The 16264-nt window shown below is 50.9% G+C and carries 16 protein-coding genes; 6 read left to right on the top strand and 10 right to left on the bottom strand.

Going from position 1 to position 16264, the window contains the following annotated elements:
- Window positions 1-22: 22 nt before the first annotated feature.
- Window positions 23-1180, bottom strand: a complete 1158-nt coding sequence (locus ACYVGO_RS23740) for a zinc-dependent alcohol dehydrogenase (RefSeq protein WP_460971399.1) — start codon at window positions 1178-1180, stop codon at window positions 23-25.
- 362 nt (window positions 1181-1542) lie between these two features.
- Between ACYVGO_RS23740 and ACYVGO_RS23735 the strand changes: the two genes are divergently transcribed.
- On the top strand, window positions 1543-1848 hold the full coding sequence (locus ACYVGO_RS23735; protein ID WP_460971398.1) for a plasmid stabilization protein: 306 nt from the start codon (window positions 1543-1545) through the stop codon (window positions 1846-1848).
- Between the two features lie 168 nt (window positions 1849-2016).
- On the opposite strand, the gene ACYVGO_RS23730 is transcribed toward ACYVGO_RS23735, so the two are convergent.
- From ACYVGO_RS23730 to ACYVGO_RS23705, 6 genes are all read right to left on the bottom strand, one after another.
- Window positions 2017-3213 (bottom strand): glycoside hydrolase family 1 protein, encoded by a 1197-nt coding sequence (locus ACYVGO_RS23730; protein ID WP_460971396.1) that lies wholly within the window; start codon window positions 3211-3213, stop codon window positions 2017-2019.
- Window positions 3214-3256: 43 nt separating this feature from the next.
- The gene (locus ACYVGO_RS23725) at window positions 3257-4027 is read right to left on the bottom strand and encodes an alpha/beta fold hydrolase (RefSeq protein WP_460971395.1); all 771 of its coding nucleotides are present in this window, start codon (window positions 4025-4027) and stop codon (window positions 3257-3259) included.
- A 38-nt stretch (window positions 4028-4065) separates the two neighbouring features.
- Window positions 4066-5406 carry a family 1 glycosylhydrolase gene (locus tag ACYVGO_RS23720; protein WP_460971394.1) on the bottom strand — a complete coding sequence of 447 codons (1341 nt, stop codon included), beginning with the start codon at window positions 5404-5406 and terminating at the stop codon, window positions 4066-4068.
- Between the two features lie 108 nt (window positions 5407-5514).
- Entirely contained in the window at window positions 5515-7047 is a 1533-nt protein-coding gene (locus ACYVGO_RS23715) for a GMC family oxidoreductase (RefSeq protein WP_460971393.1), read from the bottom strand.
- A 100-nt stretch (window positions 7048-7147) separates the two neighbouring features.
- On the bottom strand, window positions 7148-7741 hold the full coding sequence (locus ACYVGO_RS23710) for a gluconate 2-dehydrogenase subunit 3 family protein (protein WP_460971392.1): 594 nt from the start codon (window positions 7739-7741) through the stop codon (window positions 7148-7150).
- 108 nt (window positions 7742-7849) lie between these two features.
- Window positions 7850-8716 carry an SDR family oxidoreductase gene (locus ACYVGO_RS23705; RefSeq protein ID WP_460971391.1) on the bottom strand — a complete coding sequence of 289 codons (867 nt, stop codon included), beginning with the start codon at window positions 8714-8716 and terminating at the stop codon, window positions 7850-7852.
- A gap of 173 nt (window positions 8717-8889) precedes the next feature.
- Between ACYVGO_RS23705 and ACYVGO_RS23700 the strand changes: the two genes are divergently transcribed.
- The 3 genes from ACYVGO_RS23700 to ACYVGO_RS23690 all read left to right on the top strand — a co-directional run bounded on the left by ACYVGO_RS23700 (window position 8890) and on the right by ACYVGO_RS23690 (window position 11079).
- The gene (locus tag ACYVGO_RS23700; RefSeq protein WP_460971390.1) at window positions 8890-10053 is read left to right on the top strand and encodes a glycosyltransferase; all 1164 of its coding nucleotides are present in this window, start codon (window positions 8890-8892) and stop codon (window positions 10051-10053) included.
- A 111-nt stretch (window positions 10054-10164) separates the two neighbouring features.
- Window positions 10165-10593: an antitoxin Xre-like helix-turn-helix domain-containing protein gene (locus ACYVGO_RS23695; RefSeq protein WP_142771657.1), complete on the top strand. Its 429-nt coding sequence runs from the start codon at window positions 10165-10167 to the stop codon at window positions 10591-10593.
- 3 nt (window positions 10594-10596) lie between these two features.
- The gene (locus tag ACYVGO_RS23690) at window positions 10597-11079 is read left to right on the top strand and encodes an RES family NAD+ phosphorylase (protein ID WP_460971389.1); all 483 of its coding nucleotides are present in this window, start codon (window positions 10597-10599) and stop codon (window positions 11077-11079) included.
- A gap of 18 nt (window positions 11080-11097) precedes the next feature.
- Here the strand turns inward: ACYVGO_RS23690 and ACYVGO_RS23685 are convergent, their stop codons facing one another.
- The 3 genes from ACYVGO_RS23685 to ACYVGO_RS23675 are packed head-to-tail and all read right to left on the bottom strand — an operon-like array spanning window position 11098 to window position 13626.
- On the bottom strand, window positions 11098-11697 hold the full coding sequence (locus ACYVGO_RS23685; RefSeq protein WP_460971388.1) for a class I SAM-dependent methyltransferase: 600 nt from the start codon (window positions 11695-11697) through the stop codon (window positions 11098-11100).
- 8 nt (window positions 11698-11705) lie between these two features.
- A complete protein-coding gene (locus tag ACYVGO_RS23680; protein WP_460971387.1) occupies window positions 11706-12461 on the bottom strand; it encodes a PIG-L deacetylase family protein in 756 nt (251 codons plus the stop codon).
- On the bottom strand, window positions 12445-13626 hold the full coding sequence (locus ACYVGO_RS23675) for an acyl-CoA dehydrogenase family protein (RefSeq protein WP_460971386.1): 1182 nt from the start codon (window positions 13624-13626) through the stop codon (window positions 12445-12447). Before ACYVGO_RS23675 ends, ACYVGO_RS23680 begins: the two co-directional genes overlap by 17 nt.
- A 285-nt stretch (window positions 13627-13911) precedes the next feature.
- On the opposite strand from ACYVGO_RS23675, the gene ACYVGO_RS23670 reads away from it, so the two are divergent.
- Window positions 13912-15090 (top strand): glycosyltransferase, encoded by a 1179-nt coding sequence (locus ACYVGO_RS23670; protein WP_460971385.1) that lies wholly within the window; start codon window positions 13912-13914, stop codon window positions 15088-15090.
- Between the two features lie 176 nt (window positions 15091-15266).
- Window positions 15267-16091 carry a response regulator transcription factor gene (locus tag ACYVGO_RS23665; RefSeq protein ID WP_460971384.1) on the top strand — a complete coding sequence of 275 codons (825 nt, stop codon included), beginning with the start codon at window positions 15267-15269 and terminating at the stop codon, window positions 16089-16091.
- The last annotated feature ends 173 nt before the right edge of the window (window positions 16092-16264 follow it).

Raw genomic sequence — 16264 nt, 5'->3', positions numbered from 1 at the left:
CTGGTGTACAACACTAACTAAATCAGGGTTTTAATACTACCTTGGTACAGTCGTCTTCTTTATGTTTAAACATATCGTAGGCCCGTGAAGCTTCGGATAGTGGTAACGTATGCGAGATGATATCATCGAGTACAACTTTGCCCTGCACCACCAGATCCAGCAGATGGTTCATATTCTTGTGCACAAACGACTGCCCGAACTGAATGGTAATGCCTTTGTCGAACAGGCGATGAACCGGGAAATTGTCGTATGGGCTGCCATACACCCCAACGACGGTTACAATACCACCCCGCCGAACGGCCTGAAAGCACAGCTCCATCACTTTGGGCGTACCTTTCTCGAAATTGATGACTGCTTTGGCTTTTTCCAGCAACGACCGATTCGCTTCCATGCCCACGGCGTCGACACATACGTCGGCACCCCGTCCGCCGGTCATCTGGCGAATGGCTTCAATCACATCGACCTCGTCTGGATTGAGCGTTTCTACCTTATTTACCCGTCGGGCACGCTCCAGCCGATAGTTTAGCGGATCAATGGCAATCACGCGTCCGGCTCCTTGTATCCAGGCCGCTTTCTGCGCCATTAATCCCACGGGCCCCGATCCGAAAATAGCGACCGTTTCACCGCCCTGTAACTTGCCCCACTCAATGGCGCTCCAGCCAGTAGGGAAAATGTCCGTCAGAAATAATACCTGTTCGTCTTTAAGGGTTTCGGGAACCAGGTGCAGCCCATAATCTGCATAAGGTACCCGGACGTATTCGGCCTGACCCCCATTGTAGCCGCCGTAGAGATCGGTGTAACCGAATAAGCCACCGCCCTTTTCGGTTAGCATGCCACCATCGGGACCGTAATGTTCGGGGTTTGAGTTTTCGCACTGCATCTGCAGGTTATGCTCGCAGAAGTAGCACTTCCCACAGGCAATGGTGAACGGCACCACCACCCGATCGCCCTTTTTAAGATTCGTTACGCCCGAGCCAACATCTTCGACAATACCCATAAACTCGTGGCCGAGGACTTCATTCTTCAATTGAGGAATGAACCCATCGTAGATATGCAGGTCGGAGCCGCAGATTGCGGTTGACGTAACGCGAATGATGGCATCACGCGGTTGTTCAATGCGCGGGTCGTCTACCGTATCGACCTGAATGTCGCCGATTTTGTGAAAAACTGCTGCTTTCATGCTAAACGTTGCGTAAAGGATTGGCTGATACTTCGGAATTTATACTGGAAATGGCTTGACTTGGTTTGCAGAAACGGTCTGATCCATACGTGGCAAGAGAGCGTTTAGGTGACGGGTTTGACTGTTTAAGTAGCTATCGGCCAAATTGTTGAGGTTAGCAGTAGCGTATTCTAAAAAGTAAGGTTCTGGTCCTTTTGCTGAAGCGATTCTTCCCGTAAACGGAGCTGTTAATGGATAGCCATGAGTAGTGCCATTGCCTCACTATTTGGCGATTGGGTATGGTCATTTCAGTCGGGTCCTAGTTGAATTTCGAGCTAGCCAAAATGGCTAATCAACTACCTAAAACTAAACCAACTACAACGATGCCACGAGGAGATAAATCGGCTTACACTGATAAGCAACAACGACAGGCTGAGCACATTGAAGAAAGTTACGAAGATCGGGGTGTACCCAAAGAGGAGGCCGAAAGCCGGGCCTGGGCAACGGTAAACAAACTATCAGGTGGCGGAAAAAAGAGTGGCTCAGGTCGCGGTCACGCTGAAAATAAGGAACCAACGCAAAAGGGTGGCCGGAAAGGTGGGGCTGCTTCGGCATCGCGCTCCACCGAAGAACGGTCAGAATCAGCTAAGAAAGCGGCTGCTACGCGTAAGAAGAATGCGGCTAGTTAGCTGTAAGCTTAACTTTTACGGAGCCGTTTTTTTTGTCATTTTATGTTTGTCATTCCGACTTTAGGAGGAATCTCAAGCTTCCATATTAGTAAAGCTTGAGATTCCTCCTAAAGTCGGAATGACAAAAAGTCGATTCAGTTCTAATAAATCTTGAAGATTTAGAGCCTTCTATACAAGAAAATCCGGCGTTGTCGGCTGTAACGCGTCAAGTCGCTCGGTTACCACATGTTGAGCCTGTACTAGCGCACGGGCATATGGTTCGTGCAACACTCGGCCAGGGGGAGTAACAGACAAATCGGCGTCCCAGAGTCCGGAGCGGTGCCATCGGTCGAGGTGATCCCAGTCGGGGCGGTCGATGATTGGATAGAGACACGCGCCCCAGAGAGGAACGCCTGCTTCGAGTACCGCTGCACATTCGCGGCCAATCATCTCGATCCAGACCGGACGGTCGATGCCAGGGTGGCTAGTTTCGGTTAAGGCAATGGGCTTATCATACCGATGCCAGGCTTTCATCAATAATTTTCGAAGAGGGACCCAGCGCGGATCGGGCCTGAAATCGTTCCAGCCAAGAAATATGCCGGTTTTGTTAATCCACTGATTATTATAGTAGTAATTGAAGCCGAGAATATCCAGATAAGCAGGCGAGCCGCCTAGTTCCGGCGCAATTTTTCCGGCGAGCATATCAACCGATTGAAACTGATTTTCGTCGGCAATAGCCGCATCGATGAGGTCCCGTTCGGTTGCCTTGACCGGCGGCACGATCTGAACCAGCGGTTCGGTTGTCAGGATGCGGATAGTTGGGTCGATCTCGCGCATAGCGGCTACCCCTTCAATATAGGCCCGCATAAGACCGAGCTTAACTTGCCAGCCCTGGTTGGTGCAGTAGGGCGACGTACCACGGGCATCACCACCCAGCCAGGAGATAAAACTGACTTCGTTGATGGGGGTTACGATGAGTGTATCGTCGGGGTAACGGTCGCGGTAGAAACGGACGAACGCCCGACAGAGAGCCGCAAAACGGCGGGCAAACATCGGATGCAAAGGCGTCAGATCGTCGGGATAACCAAAATGACACAGATCCCATACCTGCTGAATGCCCTGGCGTTTTCCCGCGATGAGCATCGGCTCTACAGCACTCCAGTCATACTGATACGCCTTTTTTTCAACCACACTCCACCGAATGCCCTCCCGAACGGTACGAATAGAGAACGGGTTAAGTTGGCCATAATCGGCGTCAATCAACTGGAGGTGTCCAGTAGTCGAAAGCAAGTCGACTCGGTTCCCGAAACAGTTAAGCTGATCGGTGCATTCGTAGCCTGCCCACCAGAAGGATTGAAATGGGTTATTAGATAGAGAATTCGCCATAGTTTCTATCTAACCACGAAAGTTAAGGTATTTGTTCAGTGAACTAGCCCGCCATAGTTCGTTGAATAAACGCGACTACGTCGTTGGGCGTCTCCCAGGGTAACAGGTGTCCTGCGCCGTCAATCCTATCGAGGGTGGCCGTTTTTAGGTAAGGTAAGGTCATCGTTGTTTGCACATTGGGCAGAAGCGCTTGATCGGCTGTACCCACAAGAATCGCTACCGGAATGATGATATTGCTCATTTGTTCCGAAATATCCTCTTTGCTCCCAAGGGTGAGCCAGGCTTTCCAGGCTACATCCGCCGTCCGAAGATTGTCAGTGACAATCTGTTCCTTTACTTCCTGGGAGAGCGACCTGGCAGTGATTTTGGCAACTGTCTGCTCGGCATTTGCCCGTTGACCGTGGTTAGCAAGCATATCGGCTCGATCGTTATCCGGAATGGGTTCTGGAACGGGCGGGGATGGTGCCAATAAAATTAGTGATTGAAGGCCAGCGGGTTTCTGACTTGCCAATGCCAGCGCCACTTTGCCCCCCATCGAATGCCCAACGAGTGCGAACGCTTCGACATGCATGACGCGAAGCAATTCGACAACGTCATTGGCCATATCAGGTACCGAGTAACCCGTTGCCGACGCTTCGGAATCACCATGCCCCCGCAGGTCGACGGCCAGGCACCGATACTGGCCCGCGAGCTGGTTCATGACAACTTGCCATTCCAGTGCCGATCCACCGAAATAGTGTAAAAAAACAAGTGTTAGCGGACCGTTGCCTAACTCAAGAACGTTGAGCTGGGTGTTGTTGATGGAATAGTGCATGGTGGTAGGAGAGGGGCCGGGGGTGAGGTGAATTATAGTTACGTAGCTACTTTCAGTCGTGCTGGCCGATCGGTGATTTCAAGCATTTCGGCGTGTGGAACGATGGTGATCTGGCCAAATTCTTTCAACAGCGACTTATAGGTTTCCGCAACGGGGCGGGGTTTTCGGTTTAGATCGTAAAGACCGCAGGCATTGACGTTGTTATTCACCTCTTTCAACTGGGTGTCCCAATCGATCTGGTCGATCAGGCTATACCAGGTAAAACCCAGCACCGGGACCCCATCCCGACGCATGCGCAGGATGCTTACCCACTGTTTCATGAGCCAGATGGGCGCTAAATCGGCCTCAAATACATTGGTTTCGGTGTGCATGACCGGCATGTGATAGCGCTCGTAATAATCTTTCGTGATTTCGTACCAGCCTAATACATCCATAGAGATTTGAATGGAGCCATCGGGTAGCTTGATCCGTTCGTTACGGCCGTAATAATCATTACCCATGATCTGATAGCCCGGTGGTTTGCCCGTCATAAACCAATTGTACTCGTCACGCGTCAGGCCGTTGTCCATCATATACATAGCCACCGTAGCCGAGGGCGGATTGGCATAGAGTAGATCCAGCGACAAAAAGCGAAGTTCGTTCTCCAGGGCAACTGAGGGCGAAGGCGTCGCACAAAGTTCATGCGTGTATTCGGCACTTTCGCTTTGTACGATGATGCAATCATTCCGGCGTTTGGCAATTTCATGGTTCCCCATAATACTGGCGGCTACGCAGTGTTTGAGTGCCGTTACGAACCCTTTATCGGTTTTGATCTGCTCATTCCAGGCGCCTTCTTTCCCACTCAGGCGAGCCGTGACGTAAATTTCGTTGACGGGCGTATAATAGCGGACCCACGGATAGCGATCGGCCACGGCACCGGCATATTCGGCAAAATGAACGGGTAAATCTGGGTTCTGAAAGTCGCCAACCCAGTCGGGAACACCAAAGTGCATCAGGTCCAGAATAGGCGTTATCTTGAGTCGCTTGATCTCGGCCATGGCTTCATCGGCAAAACTCCAGTCGAATTTACCCGGCCCCTGATGGATGCTATAGTATGGCAAACCATAGCGTAATACGTTTAGCCCAAGTTCTTTTACCAGGCCCAAATCCTCCTTCCACCGATCATAATGACCACATTCCCGGAGTAAATCCCGGCGTACTTTGCCGTTCTGAATGGTTGGGTACGAACACTCGATGCCCGTTGCGAACAGGAAATTTCCTGGATTGTCGGCTGGTAAGCCGCTGCCATCGTGCCCGGAGGCACCTCCAAATTCATCGCCAGCGTAATTGCCGTCGCCAAACTGTTTTTTTATGCTGTCTAAAAATCCTTTTTGAGCCATACGTTGATAGGCGGAGGTTATTTTTAAACACAGAGTCACAGAGAACACAGAGTTATTTTAAACTATCTTTTTTACTCTGTGTTCTCTGTGACTCTGTGTTTAAAAAATTCACTTATATTTTTCCAGAAACCGATCGGCGGTGCGGAGTGATAACGCCATGATTGTCAGGGCCGGGTTAACGCTCAATGCACTTGGAAAGGTTGAATTATCACTGATAAACAGATTCGGAATATCGAACGACTGGCCATCCAGATTTACCACTGCTTTAGCTGGATCGGTTCCCATTCGGCAGGTACCAATCACGTGCGCGTTTCGTGGGAACGCCCATACGTTTTTAGCTCCCGCTGCGCCCCAGATGTCGCGCATGATCTTGTCGGCGTGAGCGGTCATTCGTTTTTCGTTGTCTCCATTCGAGAAATAGATACGTGGTTTGGGTAGTCCCCGGATGTCTTTTTCGTCCGATAATTCCAGGTAATTCTGTTCGTAGGGCAGGCAATCGCCGAGAATATTAATGCCTGCCACATGGTTATAAGCCAATGCCGCTCGTTTTAATTCTTGTCCCCATAGACCCCGCGCCCGAGCCATCTGTGAGATGTAGGTCAGGGGCATCACGCCAATGGATTGAAGCAGATAACCACCCGCAAAATCGGCCTGCTCAGGTCGGTGGGTATCTTCCGAAATCAGTGCACCGGGAATGCCTTTGTAGGGGCGGACATCTTCCTCAAATTCACCCCAGATCTGTAGACCCGTATGCGCCATCAGATTCCGGCCAACTTGCCCACTGCTGTTCGCCAGATTATTCATAAGGAGCAATCGGGCGGTTTCAACCGTTCCGGCACAGAGGAATACGAACCGACACCGTTGCCGTTCTTCCTGTCCGTTCCGGCTATAAATCACCTCCCGAATTCGACCGGATGCGTCCTGAACTAGCTGCGTAACAAAACTTTCTGGCCGGATTTCGGCACCGTGATGGATTGCCAGTGGAATGTAGGTTACGTCCATGCTGGCTTTGGCACCAATGGTACAGCCTGCCTGACAAAACCCGCGATTGGCGCAGGCGGGCCGATGACCAACCCCTTCCTGATAATAGCCTGCCGATAAGGCTGCGTTGGCCGCTGGTGATGTTTTAATGCCGAGTGTTTTACAGCCCCGTTCCATCAATTGCCCCGCACCATTTACAGGCAGTGGTCCCAGGGCATAGGCGCGTTTTCGGGTAGGCCCCCAGGGATAAGGCGACGGGCCAGAGACGCCCAAAAACTGTTCAACTTCGTCGTAATAAGGCTCTAGCTGATCAAAACCAAGGGGCCAGTCTTCGCCTACGCCAAAGTCGGTGCGAAGTTTCAGGTCGTCGGGTTGGGCTCGGGGCGTGTAAGCGGTATAATGCAGTGTCGATCCGCCCACGCCCGTACCGGAGTTGTTACTGCCGAATGGGAGCGGATCATTTCCCGCACTGAGTCGTTCGTCATTCCAGAATAATTTCTCCTGGGCTTTCTCGTCGGTGGCAAAATCCGTAGCTGGATTCCAGTGCTTTCCGGCTTCGAGGGCAACGACTTTCAGGCCCGCAGCCGCCAGCCTGGCCAGTAAAGGGGCACCCCCGGCACCCGTGCCAATCACAACGGCGTCAACGGTTTCTGAGAGCATGATGTTAATGGATAATGAATAATGCAGAATGAATAATGAAGATTAATTAGCTGATGGACTTTTGTCTGTTGATGGACAATTATTCATCATCCATTTTACATTATCCATTAACTTCCCTCGGTTCGCGGTCTTCCAGCTCATTCAGGCCAATGCGTTGCCAGGTTGGCACATCGGCCATACCGACGTAGCCAATGGCATCCTGGGCTAGCGGATGGCTGTAGTAGATGTGCGTAGCTTCGGTCAGTAGTTCTTCAAAAAAACGACCTGCCGGAAGGTGCTCCCAGGTTTTGCCGGGCGCTACGACTCGCTGTATAGTCAGGAGAACGTCGTCCTGCTGACTGCCCGCCAGTTGCTGAAACGACTGCTGGAAGAACAATTGAGCCGTTTCGTCTACGCCTGCAAGTCCCAGTTTGTAGGCATCTCCATCCGCAGGCATCGTATCATATCGCCAGCCATCCGATTCGTTCTGAAACAGACGTTTGTCGATACCACCAGCTATATCAATCGGCTTGTCATCAGCCTCCTGCGGAAGCAGCCGGTCGCAGATGGCTTGTAACAAGGCAAATTCACTGGCGGAGAAAAACTGGGGTTGGTAAGCGGGTGCCGTCAGGCGCTCGGTCAGTGCCTGTCGGGTTGCTTTGGTAACCTGGTTGGTGTTGAGCAGCGAACGAACGGTGCCTTCGGGGTAGTGCATAGAAATTGGGTTTGTAGCTCGATGTTTGTAGTCTGAGGTATAGACCCGCGAGTAGTTCAACCGTAGAAAAACATCAAACGTTGAACTACAAACTCCAAACTCCAAACCTTATCCTAGTTTACCGCCGGTTACTTCTACAATACTACCTGTAATGAAACTGCCTTCGCTCGATGCCAGCAGCACGTAGGCCGGGGCTAACTCTTCGGGTTGTCCGGGGCGGGCCAGCGCTACTTCATGCCCAAAGTTTTTGACCTCATCTTCGGGCATGGTGCCGGGTATGTTGGGTGTCCAGACAGGGCCGGGAGCCACACAGTTAACCCGGATATTTCGTTTCCCCAACTGAATCGCCAGCGACTTGGTGAAGGAATGAATGGCGCCCTTTGTGGCGGTATAATCGACCAGAATCGGATTGCCCACAATACCCACAATGCTACCCGTATTGACAATGGCATCGCCCGCCTGCAGGTGCGGCAGGGCGGCTTTTACCATGAAAAAGTAGCCGAAAATATTGGTCTCGAAGGTCCGTCGGAACTGCTCTTCGGTAATGTCTTCAATGCGTTCCTGCGCCATTTGAAAAGCCGCATTGTTGATGAGAATATTCAGTTTGCCATAGCGATCGACCGTCTGCCTGACGGCATCCAGACAAGCCGCCGAACTACGGACATCGGCCTGAATGACCAGGCAGGGCCGACCTTTGCTTTCCACCAGGTGTTTGGTCGTCATGGCATCGTCGGTATTCTCGTTATAGACAATGGCCACATTGGCCCCTTCCATGGCAAAGGCAATGGCTACTGCCCGGCCAATGCCCGAATCGGCACCTGTAATGATGGCAACTTTGTCCGTTAGTTTACCGGCTGCTTTGTAATTCGACAGGTTACTATCAGGGGCGGGGTTCATGTCCGACTGACGGGCCGGATAGGGGAGTTGTTGCCCCGGAATATCCGCAGCTTCAGGGCGAAATTCACTTGTTTCCATAATGTGGTTGAGTAAGATGCCATTCGGCAATCAACTTGAATAAACCGATGTTCAGTGGTTTTGTTATGGACGGCCGACCATTAGCCAGTTGTTGTCAACAATAGGGCGTACTTCTGGTTATGAGGTCACCTGCTTTGCCAACCACACGTCTTATCAACGCAGGAAATCACTCTATGCAGCCTGCGCTTGCCTTACCATCTACATCACTTTTTCAACCGTTTTCACTGTTTAGTGCCTGCCCACCTGATTCTCAGTTGCGCGTTTCGGTGATTATTCCAGCCCGGAACGAAGCGGGTTATCTGGAAGTTGCCCTGGATGCTCTGCGCAACCAACGTCAGACCAATGGCAGACCAATGCCCATGCGGGAGTATGAAGTATTGGTGCTCCTCAACAATTGTACCGATCACTCGGTAACGATCGTGCAGCGCTACCAGCAACGGTACCCGGCTTTCGCGCTCCGTATGGCTAGCATTCAATTACCTCCCGAAAAAGCCAATGTAGGCACAGCCCGGCGATTGCTGATGGACGAAGCCTGCAAACGGTTGTTGGCGGTTAGCAATTCTGACGCAATCATTGCCTCTACAGACGGCGATACGCAGGTCGATACCTACTGGATCGCCCAGATACGGGCAGAAATGGCGAAAGGCTGTGAAGTCGTTGGGGGCCGGATTCTAACCCGGCCTGACACGAACCCCGTGCGCCTTAATCATCTTCGCGATGTGACCTATCGCATGCTGATCGCGCAACTCGAAGCCTACCTCGATCCATCACCAACCGATCCCTGGCCACGTCACTTTCAGCATTTTGGGGCCAGTATTGCCTTGACTTGCGCGGCTTATCAACGGGTTGGCGGACTGCCACGAGTAGCGTGTCTGGAAGACGAAGCCCTGTATAAAGCGCTGGTTCGAACAGATACCCGAATTCGGAAGAGCCCGCAGGTACGCGTTACTACCTCCACCCGCATGCAGGGCCGGGTAGAGGTGGGTTTTTCGGAGCAGTTGCGTTATTGGGAAGCCATGAATCAGGCGCGTAAGAGCCAATTGGTCGAAGCCTCGGGCGCAATTATTCGACGAATACAGAATCGTCACCGCCTTCGGGTAATCTGGCAAAACCGAGCCATCGACCAGCCGGGGGATGAACTAACCGAAATCGCGGCTAATCTGCTGATTGATGCCAACTGGCTACAGAACCAATTTGCCCAAAGCTGTTATTTTGGCCAGCTTTGGGAACGCGTCGAGGAGCAACTGGCAACGGGTAGCTGGGCCGCTTTGTGGCCTCTAGTCCCAATTACAACGGCAATTAATGAGTTACGGTTGTTTCTGCGTGGTGTTAGTTAGGGATAGTTTTTACTAATCTGCTCTATAAACATGTTGCGCTAGGCTGTTATAATGAATTGATTGTTGGAAAAGTGAAGTTGTATAGTTAGATTAGTGTAAAAGTTCACTACTATGGCGACGGCTTTGCCCACTTCTCATCAGAGTCGATTTGTTTCGACTCGACTGCTTACCGAACAGGAAATAATCACCCGCAGCCGACAAGGCGTGTTGCGAGTTGAAGCCGACCGGGTTGCTAAACTGGTAGGCTTAACAGATAAAGAAGTAGCTATGGCCTTAGGGATTTCGGCTTCTTATCTGCATCGTTTGAAGGTTGATCAACGAATCAGTCAGGATGCTTCTGAGCGGTTGCTTCTTTTGGAGAATTTACTACAACATGCCCTGGATACATTTGAGGGACGAACCACAACCATAGTAGGGTGGTTACGTTCTCCGCTCAGGGAGTTGGATTTTCAAACCCCTTTGCAAACCTTAGACACAGTCACTGGCTATACGTTAGTCGACCGAGTATTAGGACGTATTGATCACGGTATCTTCGGCTGAGGTATGGCGGTGGTTTATCGAGTTATTCGCCAGAAGTATGCAGAAGCTCCCCTGGATGTGACAGGTACATGGCTGAACGGAGGACGTTGGAACCCACCTGGGCGGTCCGCCGTTGCGGTTGGTATTCTCTATACCGCAGAGCACCCGGCTTTAGCTTTAGTGGAAATCCTGGTTCATATGCCTCAGGTTCCTTACAACGAATTGCCAACGTACCGGCTATTTAGTTTAGAGATTCCGGATAAAAGTAGACGTGTGGTAAGAGCTGATGAATTACCATCCTATTGGCACGAGAACACATATAGCAGAAGCCAGACAATTCTAGCAGATTGGTTAGCAAAGCCCACTATATTAGCCTTGGGCGTTCCTTCGTCAGTTATGCCTGATGGTATAAACTATCTTCTTCATCCTGCCCATCCTGACTATCGAGATGTTCGTGTAATTGAGGAAAAAGCACTGGTGATCGATCCGCGATTATGGCACGAATGATAAAGAAACAGGTTAAGTCTATCCGGCTCTTTTCTGGAATAAATCCAGTCGGTACGTCGACTCCCGTTGATTGGTCAGGTGCGTTAGTGGGCCATTGGCCTGGGTCGATTCCAGGAAAAAGTCGTGCACCTGATCGCCGGTTAATGGGTAGTCGTGCACAAAGGGTGTCCAATGCACCAGTAATAGATGCCCATTGGGTTTGAGATGATCAATCAGTAACTGTCGCGCATGGGTTAAATCAGGCATGGCCAGATAATAGCCTACTTCAGATAGTAGAATCAGATCGAACGATTCGCTGGGAAATTCGTCCGGAATTTTCATCTGTCGGATCGTTACGTTTGGATACGGAGCCAGGCGTTCACGAGCCGTTTTTAAGGGTAATTCGCTGGCATCAACGGCTAGTAACCGACTGCAATGGTCTGCCAGCATTTGGGTCAGCACACCAATTGAACACCCGATTTCAAAGGCATTGTCGTACTGCGCATTGGGTAAAGCCGCTATCGTTGCCGTATACTTCTGCCGTTCGTAGTCGCTGGTGGCAAAGGACCAGGGGTCTTCGTTGGCCTGATAAACACGGTCGAAATAGGCCTGATCCAGAGTGGTTTGTGGCGTTGGCATGATACGTTTTAGGGAGTAGTCGTGGATTCCAGAAAGAGCTCACGAGGGTGATCGAAGTGAAGTAATAAGTCTGGCGATAGGTAAAAGGCGGTTGGATCGTCGTCAATCAAACGTGTTACCTGCGAGCGATGAGCCGCAATGGCTTGATTCCGTTGCTCCATTACTGTGTTGATCGGTACGGCCCAAACCTTTACTTCATCTGGACCAGGCATGTCTGATGAAGTTCCCAATTCCCACAACCAGATCAGGTATTCCAGGACTCTGGGCTGCGTTGTCGTTTGCGCCAAGGCTTCCTGAACAAGCTGCCAGGAGGCCCGATGGTCTGGGTGCGGGTCACGTCGCCAGGGAACAAACAGGGTTCTGGGCCTTACGCAATCGATCAGGGCTGCCATACAGGTTGCGGCCTCTGTAAATCCCGGTGTACCATCCATAGGCACCTGCCGATCCCGGTAACGCAAAAATGTACAGGCGTCTGGATCAACGTGTAGCATACGTAAAGCTTCGCGCGCTTCTGACTCGCGTAACTCACGCAGCCGTTCGGCCGGGTACGCTTTTGAGTTCGGATGCGATAGGGTACCGTCACTCACGAAGGCGACGTGTACGGCATATCCCTGGTCTCGTAACTGAGCAATCGTGCCGCCACAACCCAGCGATTCGTCATCTGGATGCGGGGCAATAACGAGCGCTGTGCCAATTGTAGAAAGGTCAGTGAGGGCTACTGCCCGCTCATCCAGCGTATGGGTCTGATCAATGCCAGAGTTCATCGGCAGTTTTGGGGTTAGCGAGCACATATTTTCCAATATCCACCAGCGTTGCATCGGGGGCTGGCTGGCGTAGGTAATGGGTTAAATCGCGATGGATGCGCTCAAACGGGAGGGGACGAAGTAACCCTCTGGCGCCCACGCAGCGTTCGGCGAGTGGCATCACACGTAAACAGATTTCTTCGATAGCCGTTCGGGTCATGTTGGCATAGGCAACAATCTTTGTCCAGTCGGCTCCTTCGGCCAGCCAGCGATCTGTATGGGAGCCAGCATTCTGAAGCCATTGGTTGCCCGATTCGATCAAATAGGCCATTTCGGCCAGGCGGGTTTGCTGGAGCAGATCGTCGGTACGGTTCAGGGAGGTTAGAAACTGGCGGGTGGCTTCATACAGCGCTTCGGCCCCGCCGAGTTGAACGGCTGCAAAGCGAATGGCTCCGCCACTAAAATAAGGCTGTCGGAAATAGTCGCCGGGCTGGCCCAGTAAATCCGCATCCGTTAGCTCGACACCCGTGAAATCAAGTTTAAAACTGGCTGATGCCCGCATGCCCAATGGTTGCCAGAACTGCGCATCCTGCCCAATCGGCGAAACTTGTTCGGTAGGCACAATCGCCATTTGCCAGCCCTTGCGTGAATCGGCCTGTAAGTCGCCGGTGATCAACGGGCGCTGAATCCAGCCCGCTCCAGAGCAGAAGGTTTTTGTGCCCGACAGTCGGTAGACAATGTCGTGGTCAGATGACTTTTGTTCGGCCAGTCGTACTCCATGATCAGCCTGCGTGTTCCAGACGCTGAATAACCGCTGATGTTCGGTTACGTCGGTATACCAGCGCGTACACTGATCGGGCGTCGCGTAGAGATGAATCAGATAAAGCGCGTTGATGTGCCCTTCATACACCCGGCCGACGGCCAGATTTGCCGACCCAATCCGTTTGAGCAGATGCAGCAGACGAGCCGTTTGACCCCGACCGAAATCCAGATCATGACCGGGTAGGGTGATGGCAAGTAGTCCAGTCTCCGCCAGCCAGCCAAAAGCATCTTCGGGAAATTCGCCTTCCCGATCGGTGACAGGAGCGGCCTGGGCTATCCGGTCCATTAGTGGATTTAACAGGTCTGGGCTATCGGTAGGCGTAGAAGGGCGCTTAGTAGCAGGAACGGGGTGAATAGAGTTCATGCCCTATAAATCGGCAAGGCTACAAATTGTTTACGAAGCGCGATGGCTGGGGTGTTTCGGTACGCTAAAAAGATATGCCCTGGAACCACTACCTCACATAATCAACAAAATTTATTTCCCGGAGTTGGTATTAATTATACACCTTCAAGTTCTCCGTTTATAGCCAGTAGCTGTACAAAAATATTTTTCTGTCTAAGGCATTGGGTTTATGTGAACAGGAATTAGAAAGCGCTATTTTACATTTTTTCTATACAACTGATGTCTCAATATCAACCTGAATCAACAATGTCTTTAATCTCTAGGGAACTAGCTAACTCTGAAGTTGTAAAAAATGTGAAATCGCCAGATTTGTCGGCTGGTGAAGTAACGGATTTGATTTGTTTTTCTCATTTACGCTGGAACTTCGTTTATCAGCGCCCCCAACATTTACTCAATAGAGCCAGCCAAACCTGGCGCGTGTGGTTTATCGAAGAGCCTATTTACGGCAACGAAAACCGAGTAGAGCTTCGTCCCATTAGTGAGACATTAACCGTAGTCGTTCCGTTCTTAAAGCACGGAACCAGCCATGAAGATGCTGTTCGTCAACAACGGGCCGCTATTGATCAACTCCTGGATCAGCACTCGATCCACGATTTTATTGCCTGGTATTACACGCCCATGGCGCTTACGTTCAGTGATCATCTGACTCCTCGTTTAACGGTTTACGACTGTATGGACGAATTGTCGGCATTTCTTGGCGCGCCCAAAAGCCTGTTAGACAAGGAGAAGGCACTGCTTAATCGGGCCGATCTGGTATTTACGGGCGGTATGAGTTTGTACGAAGCCAAGAAAACCCGGCATGCCAGTGTGTTTGCATTCCCTAGCAGCATCGATTATCGCCATTTTGAACCAGCGCGGCATTCACTGCCAGCGCCAGCCGATATACGTGAGATTGCGGGTCCTCGCATTGGTTTTTGCGGGGTAATCGACGAACGGATGAATATCAATTTACTGGGCGAAGTGGCCCAGAAACGCCCCGACTGGCAATTTGTTTTGTTAGGGCCTGTCGTGAAAATTAATCCGGCTCATTTACCTAAGGGGCCCAATCTTCATTATTTGGGTATGAAATCCTATGCCGACTTACCTACCTATTTCAGCCAGTGGGATGTTGCCATGATGCCCTTTGCCCTTAATGAAGCTACCCGTTACATAAGCCCCACAAAAACTCCTGAATACCTGGCCGCTGGTTTGCCCGTTGTCTCAACGTCGATTCAGGATGTGATCAGCACCTATGGTGGGTGGGCACCGGTCCTCATTGCCGACTCGGTCGAGGCTTTTGAAGAAGCCATTGACAAAGCCCTTAATCATACAATGTCTGATGACTGGGTGGCTGTCGATGAATTCCTGCTGGCAAATTCCTGGGATACTACCTGGGAGGCTATGAACCGGCTGATACAGGCTCGCATGACAGTAGCTTTTCAATAGTCTTTACTAGTCCGGATACGCCCTATTGCCCAGCTAGGGCGTATCCTTTTCTGAACCTGGCAAACCCAACGTCGACTTATTGGTTTATTCTATTGGCAGGACGTAGTGCTAACGTCCTGTCGTACTACTGAAGTCATACAATCGTCGGTAAACAGGGTTCTAAAATTAGCTAGTGTATGAGTGTTATCAAACCTGCTCTCCAGCGCCCGGAATTAATAGCTTATTTTTCAGGGGCTAACAATTACTGCTGGATTTACTTTCGAAACGGGGAGAAGAAGCTCCTGGCCAAGCCAATTAGCTATCTGGAAAGCCAATTGCCCAATTTTATCCGCGTTCATAAAACGGTTCTGATTAATCCCGCTTATGTAAAAAGCCTGGATCAGCCTCCGCATAAAAAAATGGCTGGCAAGGTGTACCTGGATACAGGAGAAGTATTCCCTGTTAGCCGCCGACGCTGGTCTCAGGTGGTTGAATCGTTGCAGGTACTTCATCCGGTACGTGTTAATGGAATAGAGCAACCGCTCTCATCCGCTCCGGTTCGGGTTTCACCGGAAATTCAGCCATCGGGTTTTTCAGCGGCTTCGATATTACTAATCACCGATGATAAAGAGAAGGCAATCCTGACGGAACAACTTATTGGGAAAAAGTGGGCTGATTATCAGGTAAATACTGTCCAGTCAAGTGTGTTTTTGCCTGAGCTGCTAAAACAGTTACCAGAACAGGATTATCCAACCCTGATTTTGCTAGACGCCAGGACACTTACAACTGACCGATTAACTACACTTCAGCGTCTGAAAGAGGATAGTCAACTGAATCGTATTCCCGTTGTGCTACTGGTGCTGCCAACCGATCAACTTATTAGTAATGGCTATCAAAAGCAGGCAAATTCGGTTGTCTCGATGCCGATAGGGTACACCCTTTTTGAGCATACCATTGAACGAATCTGCCAATTCTGGCTGCGTATTGTCAGGTTGCCTGGTGTTCCGATGCATAGTAATTGAAAGCTTAGATGATGGATTGCATACGCGAGCGTCCAGTACATACCCCCCTGTTTTTAACAAGGCGATTAAACGTGAATGAGCCTATGAGTGAAGGTCAGACAAAACACGTATGGTGGCAGACAGACACAATCTACCAAATTTACCCCCGATCGTTTCAGGACAGTAGTTGCATA

Source organism: Spirosoma migulaei, from assembly GCF_054776855.1.
Note: the sequence above shows the minus strand (reverse complement) of the source record. Positions and strands in the feature narration are given on the sequence as shown.